The sequence below is a fragment of the Arcicella sp. GW458-12-2-14-TSB2 genome (assembly GCF_059423785.1).
This window is the reverse complement of sequence record NZ_JBWKYN010000192.1, coordinates 1-11,111: the sequence shown is the minus strand read 5'-3', so window position 1 is coordinate 11,111 and position 11,111 is coordinate 1. Positions and strand designations below refer to the sequence as shown.

Below are 11,111 nucleotides of genomic sequence, written 5' to 3'. Positions count from 1 at the left end.
GTCTTCATATCGAAGACAGCCTGTTTTTTTATTTATCGCTTAGCATAATCGGTGTATTACCTTTTCCACCCAATATAATAATTTTAGCATTAGGCGAAAGTGCAATGTCTTTCTGGGCTTTAATAGACTCGTATTGTAATTGTTTATCACTTAAGCCTGTAGAGAGAATTTTCTGGTAATCTGCTATACCTTGTGCCTCAACACGTTTACGTTCAGCTTCTTGTTTCTCTTTCTGAAGTACAAACTGCATTTTTTGGGCTTCCTGTTCTGCATTAATTTTCGATTCAATCGTTTGTTTTACAGAAGTAGGTAAGTTGATATTTCTGATTAATAACTGTTCAAGTAGTAAGCCCCTTTGAGATAAATCTTTTTCGATAGATTTGAATATTCTTGTTTGAAACTCATCCCTTTTGGTAGAATAAAGTGCTACAGCATCATAATAAACAGCATTATCTCGGATTTTTGTTCTGGTAATTGGTCGCACTACTTTGTCGTTATAATCTAAGCCAATTTCTTTTAGAATTTTCGGCGCATCGGCCGGAATGACTCTGTATAAAACGGTTAAATCAATAATTACCTCCAGACCATCCGCAGTTAATACCCTAATGGCATCGTCACCTTCTTTACCCCCTTCATCATGCACTGCCGACATGGTATAGTTTTGAGTCTTGATATCGAAAGTCTGAACTTCTGCCAAAGGATTCACAAAATTCAGTCCACTGGATAACGTATTTGGATTTACATTTCCGAATATCGACTGTACGCCAACTTCGCCCGCATCAACTTGTTTAATCCCTGAACTAAGCATCCCAATAACAATGATTACGCCACCAATAACTTTTACAGGACGCGAAAAACGAGCACTCGCTAACGATGGTGTATTAATGGCAAAGCCTACCACTAAAGTAATAGCACCTAAAATAATTAAAAACATGGTTTTGGTTGATTTAAGTTTAATTTTTCGAGTTGTTTACTAGGTAAGTATAAATGACATTATGAGAGGTGTAATTTGTAAGCAGTTTATCGCTTCAGTTTAAAACGGACTAATCACAAAATCACACATTCATTAAATCAGTCAATGACTTAAATGCCTGAAAACAAAAACAGTATCAAATATTAACTACTTGATACTGTTTTATCCTGAAATAGTATGGATGGTAAGCTTGAAGGACAGAGTGTATAATTGAGGTGCTGTAAAATAATTGAACATAGAATTGTTAGTAATGTATACCCAAACGTTGATAAATGAAACTCATTAGCCAAGCAGGGCCAATCATCAAAAATAATAAATCTTTAAAAAAAGAAGGTTTTTTGCCCTCTATTTTATGCCCCCAGAATTGCCCTAGCCAAGCCAACACAAAAATAGTTAGGCATACTTGCCATAAAGGAACGATGGCGGAGTTTTCAATTAGGTAACAAAAGAATACACAGGTAGTAGCAAATACAAATAAACCAGCCGATAAGGATTTCGACAAGTTGAAGTAGTAAATCATCGTAAGTGTTAATACAATAAGAGCAACATTTCCTTCAATGTCGCCAATACTAAAAAAGGAAAGTTTTATGCTATAGAGTAGTCCTAATAAACTAAAAAAAATAAGGGGTACACAAATCCAATGGACGGTTTTGTTTGTGGGGTTTTTATGGCTCTCTCCGTATTCGTCGAGCCATTGGTTAATTGTCTTCATATGTGTATTAGTGATTTAAGGTTAGTTGATTGCAATAATACTAAATATTCTCCAAATAAGACAATTTTATATTTACTTTTTTGTATTATTCTTCTATAATCTAATTTACAATTTTTTGACATATAAAAGATAATTTCATTTCATCCATTTTAAATTCTTTATCTTCGTAAAAAGGATAATTTTTAACGCTAAAATTTTTTAACAAAGTGTTTATTGAACCGTATCATCACCAACATCAACTGAATGGGAAAAAGGCAGGCTGGATTGAAGTAGTCTGTGGATCAATGTTTTCTGGAAAAACAGAGGAGTTAATTCGTAGATTAAATCGTGCAAGGATTGCTAAACAAAAAGTAGAAATTTTTAAGCCAAGTATTGATACTCGTTATCACAACGAAGATATTGTTTCACACAATGCTTCTTCCATTCGTTCAACACCCATTCATTCGTCAGAGATAATGCTTTTGCTGGCTGGAGACTGTGATGTCGTTGGAGTAGACGAAGCTCAATTTTTTGATAATGGAATCGTTGAAGTAGTAAATACATTAGCTTTTAATGGTAAAAGAGTAATAGTAGCGGGTCTGGATATGGATTTCCAAGGAATACCGTTTGGCCCAATGCCAGCCTTGATGGCTATTGCAGAATACATTACAAAAGTTCATGCAGTGTGTATGGTTTGTGGTGATGTCGCTAATTATTCATATCGCAAAACTGCGGCACAAGAGCAGGTAATGTTAGGAGAAACCGATAGCTATGAAGCAAGATGTAGAAAGTGTTTTCATTCATAATTTAATGATGTATGTCCGTTCCCAGCTATAGTACAGCTACTTTTACACTAAACAATTCAAAAAGGGTTGGCTTCAACCTTTTTGGTATCGCTGCTTTAATAAGCATTATTTTCAGTTTTCAGACTTCAGTGTTAGCCCAAGTGCCTATTGGTACTTGGCAAACATATTTTAACTATTCTACTGCCAAAGATGTCGTTATTATTAAAGATAAGATTTATTGTGTGACCGAAAATGGCTTTTTCTATTATGATAAAAGCAATAATGAATCTATTAAATTATCCAAAATTGATGGATTATCCGAAACAGGCATTGTAAAAATTGCTTATTCAGCCAATCAAAATACCTTAATTGCTGCCTACCAATCTGGGAATATCGACTTAATCAAATTGAATGAGCAGTTTGAGCCCGCTAAGATTTCGAATATTTCATTATTGAAAGAATCAAGTTCTATTCAGGATAGCAAAATTGTAAATCATATCGCTATTAATGACAATACGGCCTATTTAGCGTATGATTTTGGTTTGGTTATACTTGACATTGATAAAGAAGAAATTAAGGAAACCTATCAAAATTTAGGCGTAAACGGAGCATCCATAAAAATATATAAAACTGAATTTTCAAACGATTCTATATTTTTATCTACCTCTGTTGGTATTCGTAAAGCAAAGTTTGCCATAAATGTGAACTTACAGTTTTTTGGCAATTGGTCTACATTAAACACAGAGCGCAGTACGTTCGTTAGTTTCCAAAATGGTCTTATCATCGCTTCTGAAACAGGCAATGTTTCGTCCTATCTAAATGGCAAATTCTCAGGTATTTTAATACTTCCAAATAAAATTGAAGTAATCGATAAGATTGTAGGTAACAAGTATTTTGTTATCACCAATGGGACATTGAATATTTTAGATATGGATTTGCTCACCTTTAGTAAAGTAGCAGATTCTAAAATCAAACAGCCTAAAGTTTTAAGGGCAGATACTCAAGGGAAGTATTGGTTGGCAGATTATCAGAATGGACTTTTAAGTAATTTAGAGGGAAACTATAAGAGCTATAGTCCTGCCAGTTTAGATACTTTGTATCAAACACGAAAAGATTCTGTCGTGGTAGATGACGGAGGGAATACTTGGATTCGTGGAAGTGGCTTTGATGGAATTATGGTAAAGAACAGCACCAATCAGCAAAAATTTATCACCACAGGCACAGGCTTTGGAAATTTGCCAAGTACGAATGTAAAAACGATGGCATTGGATAAAGACGGACAAATGTGGGTAGGTACTGATAAAGGAGTAGTAGTATTTGATAGCCCTGCTTCGGTATTTTCAGGTAAAAATTTTGACGCTTACACGCCTGTATTTGAAAGAAGACGTTTGCTTGGTAATGAGACAGTAACCTCTATCGCAATAGATGGCGGAAATAGAAAGTGGATGGGTACATTGAACGGAATCTTCTTATTTAATTCAGACGGTACAGAACTGGTTACCAACTTTACCGAAATTAATGCTCCTTTGCCTTCTAATAACATCAATTATATCACGGCCGAGCCACAGTCTGGTAATGTATTTATTCGTACCTCAAAAGGCTTGGTTTCCTATAGAGGAACAGCGACTGAAAGTACTAACAGCCAATTAGACAATACAGTAAAAGTATTTCCTAATCCTGTTCGTCCAGATTTTGAAGGACAAATCGGTATTGAAGGGTTAGTGGAAAATGCTTTTGTAAAGATTACGGATATTGTGGGCAATTTGGTGTATGAAACAAAAGCAAACGGAGGCACTGCTGTTTGGAATGGGAAAACACTTGATGGTAAAAGAGCCGAAACAGGCGTTTACCTAATTTTTTCTGCCAATGCAAAGGGGGAGGAGACCTTAGTGAGTCGTTTGGCGGTAGTAAAATAGTTTTATTACAAGCCTTTATCAAAAAGAGCTAAAAAGGGTTCAGCAATGTTGTTGCTGAACCCTTTCAGGATTTAATCTTCTAATTTAACATGTCCCCAGTTTTCCCCAGAACGAATTCTATTAAGCTGAGTATGAGTAATGCCAAATTGCTTGGCAATCATTTTTAATCTGTTTTTATCTGACCTTAGCATTTTTTTAATCATAATTACCTTGCTTTCAGTCAACTTGTAATTTTTAGTACGCTTTGGTATAACTCTGTCTTTCACTGCTGGATTTTCGCGATTATGGATTGTCATCTCATCGCGAGTTACCCATTTTAAATTCTCCCAATAGTTATTTAGCTTGTCGTGATCAAGATGAATAACAAATTTTTGTTCTTCGTTTTGTTTTTCTACAAAGAATTCTGCAACAAGTTTATGAACATACCTATTAAGGGATTTATTGCCTTTGGCTCTGATATTAAGCGATTTGTATCCTTGAATTTTTGAGCCATTGATGATATCACCTTGAACTGGGTCATTCTGAAAACTTTTCAAGCGTCCATAGTTAGAAACTTTATAAACAGGAGGATTCTCTACTTCTTGAAAAGGAATATCTACCCATTTTTCATTCCAAAAACTAGCGCTTTTTTTGGGTCCTAAATTGGTTTTTTTGTCTATCATTTGTTTTGTTTAAAGATTTTTGTGGTTATTTTCTATGTTAAAACTATGAGATTACTCACAATGTTTTAAAAAAGATAACGGTAAATACTATATTCTCCTTTTTCTAATGAGTTAATCCTGATAGTGCCTGTATTATAAGATAAATTTGCTTGTTGATTATTACTGAAAATAAGTTCTAATTGTTTTGCACCCGATATGCTTTCACATGATATTTCAGTGCCTTTATTCTCTGTATCTAAATTCACGACAAATAGATAAAGCGGATTTTCGAACTGAGTCCAAATGATTACCTTATTTTTCCCTTCTAAATCTGGTGGAATAAGCCATTTGGTTCTTTGATTTTCTATTAATGAAGTTATTTCTTCCGAAATTTTCCTTAAGATAGTCAATGCCTTAAAGAATTCTCCATTTTTACCCCACTGATATTTTGAATGTGTTGCTTTGGGCCCTTCTGTAAGTTGAAATACATATAATTTAGTATAATACTCATTTGGGGCAGGAGTATTATGTAAATCTCTTTGTTCAAAACCCAAACTCATATATGAAGGCATATCACTCAAAAATAATGCCATGAAAATTCTAATTTCATTTCCTTGCAAATAAAATTCATCAAATCTCGGATCGTCTTTGTCTGCTGTAATAATTGTAAAGTTGGGAGCAAAAGTACAGCGTTCTAATAATGAATGATAACGAGCAAAAGCAGTAACAAATTTTTCAGAACCCAGTACCATCGATTGTAAATCGCCTAATGTACTGTCTGCATCAGACCCTTCTAGGTGTTCTTCTTCCACACCATAAGCCATTGTATTCGGCGGAGCTAAAAAACTCTCTGCAAAATACGAAAAAGTTGGTTTTATTTCACAAATAATCTTTTTGATATATTTATGAATATCATAATATTGGTCTGGGTTAGCAGGCGTGCCTTCTTTTCTTAACTGTACATGCGACATATCACCACGCATGAAATCAAAATTATAATGTTGGGCGAAGCCTAAGTATTTTTGAGCTGAATATTCCCAAACTTCTTTTCTTGGTTTCGAAAAATCAATTTCCCAATGTTGGTTGTTATTCAAACTCTCATATAATTTAAATCTGGCAAGCGGTCCAAATACCCTAGACATTTCTTCAGGATTTGTTATACAATAATCCCTCCATACTCGCCCATCTTCATCAATCGTTTTAGCTTCATCACGTTTATCAACCTCCAAACCTCTGTATGGCGGTGCCATCGTAGCAGGCACCGGCTCAAACCCTTCACTATATAAATAACTAATTAATTGGTTACGTTTTTTATTCCTATCCCAAAGATTATCTTTTTCACCAAAAAGTACTTTTAATCGTTGTTCTTCTGGAAAGTAAGCGTTATTAAAAAAAACTTCCACTTCTTGAGGGTACTGTGTTTCTGTAGCTGGCCCATGCTGATTTATAAAAGCTAAAATATGCTCTTGTACTTTTTTGTGCAAGTCAGCCTCATGGTTGATAATTTCAAAGTCTTTTCTTTGTAACCATTCAAAAAACTGAGGATTGGCTAATGCTATTTCTGAATACCTATCTGTATGGGGAATCACATCCATCCCAACGGTTTTACCCATCAGGTGTAAAAGATTAGTTACCACCTTCAACTGTTTTTCTACGGTAGCCAGATGAGGAAATGTTCTGGCTAAATCTTCATCAAAAAACTCTGGATTGATGTTCCAGCTTGCCATTCCATACAAACTAGCTACCACGCCACATTCCCAGATAGGCAATAAATGAATAGAAGACTGAGACGAAGGTAAGGTTAGTGCATATTTTACTACGTTAAAGAAACTACTAATTGTACGGACATTAATGCCCACCATATTTACGGTTTTTATCCAAGTAGTATCAGTGTGATGAGCAATGGGGCTTTGAACAGTGAACGACGTATTGAGCGCTTGATATAATGCTGCCTGCCCAAAACGTTTCTCTAAAATGTAAAATAATTGAATGGCAGGCATTGCTATTGAATGTTCAGGCAATAAACCTACTATAAAAGAGTCTTTTTGGCTTGTGTATGCCAAGATAGCCTCTTGTTGATGATTCGTCCAGAATTGACTAAATTCATCATAAGAATCAGGAATGTGCATAGATTATATATTTATAAAAATGGTCTTGAATTTTCTAAAGAACTAAAAGCCTTCCGAAAAATGTTTAAAAGTAAAATAAATTATTGAAAAATTGATACAGTTATGAAAACATTAGTAGTCGGAGCATCGAGCAACCCTGGAAGATATTCATTTAAAGCCACCCAAATGTTATTGGCAAATGGTCATGAAGTAGAGTTATTAGGAAAGGAAAAGGGGCAGATTGCTGGATACACCATAAAAACGGATCAATTACCTCTTGAAGATATTGACACCATTACCATGTATGTAGCACCCCAAAATCAATCAAATTTATATGATTATTTATTAGGGCTAAAACCAAGAAGAATTATTTTTAATCCAGGTACTGAAAATGATGCCTTTGAAGAAATAGCGAAAAAACAAGGAGTAATTGTAGAAGAAGCCTGTACATTAGTGTTGCTATCAACTAGGCAATATTGATTTAAAACAAAAAAACTCAGAGATATTCTCTGAGTTTTTTTGTGGTTGTTATTTGTTCAAGTATTAGTTGAAGATATAACGGATACCCAATTGCATTTGCCAAACGTTATCAACTGTGATACTTTTTACAAATGAATCACGTAATAAGATTGTTTGGTTGTTGCCATCAGCATCTTGAATAACTTGTGTTCCGATTCTATAAGATGGTACACCAGTAGAACTGATAGTTACGTTCAATGGGTTACTGCTTGTTGAAACATTACCTACACCCCAAGCATTGTTTAATAAGTTACCAATGTTTAAGATATCAGCACGTAAACGAATAGTATTTTTCTTTCCTTTAGCAGATGTTTTAACATAGAAATCTTGTTCAACTGTGAAGTCAAAACGAGTTAACCATGGAGAATAACCACCGTTACGTTCTGCATATTGACCACGACGAGTTTTCAAGTATGGGTTACCTTCGATATAAGCATCAAATGCAGCAGCTTGTTCAGCAGCAGTATATGTTTTAGCTGTTGCACCAGAACCTACTGTTAAAGGTACAAAGTTTAAATCAGAAGCTTTGTTAGGAACAAATATTAAGTCATTGATTTGACCATCTCCATTGAAATCACTACCGAATGTATATGATTGTTTGAAACCACTGTTAGAAACAGCACCTAAAGTAAACATTGTTGATCCACCAAATTCACCACCATAATTGATACGGTAGTTTACATAACCTACAAAACGGTGACGTAAGTCGTTATCTGAATAAGAAGGTGTTAAATAATTTTGTCCGTCTACTGTAGGAATGTTTGCTTGTACTGTACTACCTACCGATTGAATATCTTTAGCAACAGCATAAGTATAACCTAACATACCACCTAAACCATTAACAGTTGGTTTTTCAATTTTAGCAGTGAATGAATAAGATTCACCTTTGTTAGTATTTGTTAACACGAATACGTTAGTAGTAGCAGCGTTATAATAACGAGCAGTGTTAACTGCTGTACCTGAAAGACCAGAAGCAGGGAAACGTCCACGTGAATCAGCACCATCAAATTTAGCAGAAGCACCTTTCAAGTTAGCGTCAATATATCTTAACGCATTGATGTTTTTGTTATAAAGAGCTTCTAAAGTACCAATTAAACCGAATGGTAATTTATAGTCAACCGCGATGTTTGATTTCCAAATCATTGGGTTTTTCAAATCTTCCGTTGAAGCATTCACTACATAAGCAGGCAATTTAGTGATGTCTGTTGTTGCTGGCTTGTAAACAGTAGGATTCAATGTGAATGGATAAGCTGTTGTAGCAGTTTGGTTAATTACGGCAGTATTTACACCGTTGTTACCCAATTGGTTCGATACTAATACTTGAGGAATACGAGATACGAAAATACCAGTACCACCTCTTACTTGAACAGATCTATCACCTTTAACATCGTAGTTGAAACCAATTCTTGGAGAAACTAATAATTTAGCACTTGGGAAAGCACCAGTATTTACTCTTAAATCTGCATTGTTTTCGTCTTTATAAGTCAAAGCACCAACAACTGGATTATAGAATGCAGCAGATGTTGAGTTATCATAACTAAAGATGTCGAAACGAAGACCACCAGTAACTTTTAATCTATCATTCACTTGGAATTCATCTTGAATATAGGCAGCGTAGTTAGAAACCTTCAAAGTTTGAAGAGGCTCTACTCCGTCAGGTAATAATGAATAACGATAGTTGAAACGGTTGATAGTAACTGGAGAAACCGTTAAAGCAGGGTTTGCTTTGTAAGCTAAAGCAGCAGTTTTGAAATCAGCAATTGAGTTGAATACCCAAACACCGTTTGAAGAAGGGAAGAATACGTTATTAGAAGTAAAGTATTCGTAGCTTAATCCTAATGTGAATGTATGTTCACCAGCAAAGTAACTTAAATTATCCGTAAAGTTTAACGTTGAATAATTCAATTTGTTATTTGGCGTAAATGGATCCATACCCATAGTAGTATAAGTAGAACCATCTTTCAAAATATCGATTGTTGGGAAAAGAGATACCTGTGCTCTATCTTCAATTTGTTTGTTGTATGTAGCAATGAAGCTATTGGCAAACTTACTGTTAAATGTTGAACTTAATTCAGCAACGATTGAACGAGTGTTATCTTGAATTTTATACCCTGAGTTTTGTGGAGATAAAGCCAACGAAGAGTTAGTACGGTTACCATTACCAGCAGTACTACTACTGTTACTGTTACTGATGATTGAACCAGTTTCAGAATCATGGTGAGAATAACGAACACTTAATTTATGGTTGTTACTGATGTTATAATCTAAACGTAACAAACCTTTTTTACTGTTTACTTCATTGTTGAAACCATCAATTGCACCAATTTCATAACCGAAGTTAGTTCTCATGAAATTTCCTAAATCTTCAATATCTGAAGCTAATACACGAGATACGTTACCTCCAGTAGCACCTGGACGGTTAGCTACCCAGTCTAAAGCAGGGTTTGAACTTTTAAATTGTTCGTAGTTAGCAAAGAAGAATAATTTGTCTTTAATGATTGGACCACCAACACGGAAACCATACGTTTTTTCATCGATGTTAACAGTTGATAATTTTCTTCCATCAGCTTTCTTTCCTACTAAATCACTATTTCTGAAAATGTGATAAGCTGAACCTGTGAATTCGTTTGTACCTGAACGTGTAACAGCGTTGATACCTGCTCCAGCAAAACCAGACTGACGAACGTCAAATGGTGCAATGTTTACTTGTACTTGTTCGATAGCATCTAACGAAACAGCAGTTGTACCAGTACGACCACCCGCTTGTGCAGAACTACCTAAACCAAAACCGTTGTTGAATACTGAACCATCAATCGTAAAGTTATTGAAACGGCTATCTTGACCAGCAAAAGAACGACCATTACTATAAGCGTTGTACTTAGTAATATCATTGATAGTACGACCGATAGTTGGAAGGCTGTTGATAGTGTTTGTTCCGAATGAAGCTGCCGCACCTGTACGGTTTGATGACATGATATCAGAACGACTGCCAGTTACCTTTACTTCATTAAGTACATTTTCTGTTTCAGTTAGTTTGAAGTTTACATTTGCTGCAGCTCCTAAGTTAGCCATAACATCTTCTTGGATTTGGTCTTTAAAACCAACAAAAGAAGCTTTAACTGTATAAGGGCCACCCACACGAACGGCTGGTAAGGTATAACGACCAGCAGCATTTGTGACTACTCCGTAGCGAGAACCAGAAGGAGTATGAACAGCAATTACTGTAGCCCCTGGAAGTCCAGAACCTTTGTCATCCGTAACAATACCCGTAATTTGTGAGCTTGTTACTTGACCAAAAGTATTTCCTGAAAAAAAAGCAGTAAAAATCAGTAAAAAACCGAAAACTACCTTTGTTGTAAAGAATTTTTTCATGTTGAAAATTTGGAATTTAGTTAGAATTTGAATTGGTGAATTTGAATGCAAAATAACAACTTTTTTTTAGTATGAACAATATACTACTATTAAGAAACTGTAAAGA

8 protein-coding genes are annotated in these 11,111 nt (G+C 35.1%); 3 read left to right on the top strand and 5 right to left on the bottom strand.

Annotated elements, in window-relative coordinates; genetic code table 11:
* Positions 1-28: 28 nt before the first annotated feature.
* Together AC07XN_RS20695 and AC07XN_RS20690 are read right to left on the bottom strand one after the other, a co-directional pair.
* Positions 29-934: a prohibitin family protein gene (locus AC07XN_RS20695; RefSeq protein WP_309920425.1), complete on the bottom strand. Its 906-nt coding sequence runs from the start codon at positions 932-934 to the stop codon at positions 29-31.
* 283 nt (positions 935-1,217) lie between these two features.
* Entirely contained in the window at positions 1,218-1,685 is a 468-nt protein-coding gene (locus AC07XN_RS20690; RefSeq protein WP_494744419.1) for an Mpo1 family 2-hydroxy fatty acid dioxygenase, read from the bottom strand.
* A gap of 206 nt (positions 1,686-1,891) precedes the next feature.
* Between AC07XN_RS20690 and AC07XN_RS20685 the strand changes: the two genes are divergently transcribed.
* Complete coding sequence (locus AC07XN_RS20685; protein WP_309920419.1) at positions 1,892-2,470, top strand: thymidine kinase; 579 nt, start codon at positions 1,892-1,894, stop codon at positions 2,468-2,470.
* An 11-nt stretch (positions 2,471-2,481) separates the two neighbouring features.
* Positions 2,482-4,365 (top strand): type IX secretion system anionic LPS delivery protein PorZ, encoded by a 1,884-nt coding sequence (gene porZ / locus AC07XN_RS20680; protein WP_494744418.1) that lies wholly within the window; start codon positions 2,482-2,484, stop codon positions 4,363-4,365.
* Between the two features lie 71 nt (positions 4,366-4,436).
* On the opposite strand, the gene AC07XN_RS20675 is transcribed toward porZ, so the two are convergent.
* Both AC07XN_RS20675 and AC07XN_RS20670 read right to left on the bottom strand, forming a co-directional pair.
* Positions 4,437-5,027 carry an HNH endonuclease gene (locus AC07XN_RS20675; protein WP_309920415.1) on the bottom strand — a complete coding sequence of 197 codons (591 nt, stop codon included), beginning with the start codon at positions 5,025-5,027 and terminating at the stop codon, positions 4,437-4,439.
* A gap of 65 nt (positions 5,028-5,092) precedes the next feature.
* Positions 5,093-7,135, bottom strand: a complete 2,043-nt coding sequence (locus AC07XN_RS20670; RefSeq protein WP_494744417.1) for a hypothetical protein — start codon at positions 7,133-7,135, stop codon at positions 5,093-5,095.
* A gap of 102 nt (positions 7,136-7,237) precedes the next feature.
* Here AC07XN_RS20670 and AC07XN_RS20665 point away from each other — a divergent pair, with 102 nt between their 5' ends.
* Positions 7,238-7,594: a CoA-binding protein gene (locus tag AC07XN_RS20665; protein ID WP_494744416.1), complete on the top strand. Its 357-nt coding sequence runs from the start codon at positions 7,238-7,240 to the stop codon at positions 7,592-7,594.
* Between the two features lie 63 nt (positions 7,595-7,657).
* Here the strand turns inward: AC07XN_RS20665 and AC07XN_RS20660 are convergent, their stop codons facing one another.
* On the bottom strand, positions 7,658-11,005 hold the full coding sequence (locus tag AC07XN_RS20660) for a TonB-dependent receptor (RefSeq protein WP_494744415.1): 3,348 nt from the start codon (positions 11,003-11,005) through the stop codon (positions 7,658-7,660).
* Between the last annotated feature and the right edge of the window lie 106 nt (positions 11,006-11,111).

Coding starts and splice junctions, on each gene's coding strand:
- AC07XN_RS20695 (WP_309920425.1), bottom strand. CDS start 934: ATGTTTTTAATTATTTTAGGTGCTATTACTTTAGTGGTAGGCTTTGCC.
- AC07XN_RS20690 (WP_494744419.1), bottom strand. CDS start 1,685: ATGAAGACAATTAACCAATGGCTCGACGAATACGGAGAGAGCCATAAA.
- porZ (WP_494744418.1), top strand. CDS start 2,482: ATGTCCGTTCCCAGCTATAGTACAGCTACTTTTACACTAAACAATTCA.
- AC07XN_RS20675 (WP_309920415.1), bottom strand. CDS start 5,027: ATGATAGACAAAAAAACCAATTTAGGACCCAAAAAAAGCGCTAGTTTT.
- AC07XN_RS20670 (WP_494744417.1), bottom strand. CDS start 7,135: ATGCACATTCCTGATTCTTATGATGAATTTAGTCAATTCTGGACGAAT.
- AC07XN_RS20665 (WP_494744416.1), top strand. CDS start 7,238: ATGAAAACATTAGTAGTCGGAGCATCGAGCAACCCTGGAAGATATTCA.
- AC07XN_RS20660 (WP_494744415.1), bottom strand. CDS start 11,005: ATGAAAAAATTCTTTACAACAAAGGTAGTTTTCGGTTTTTTACTGATT.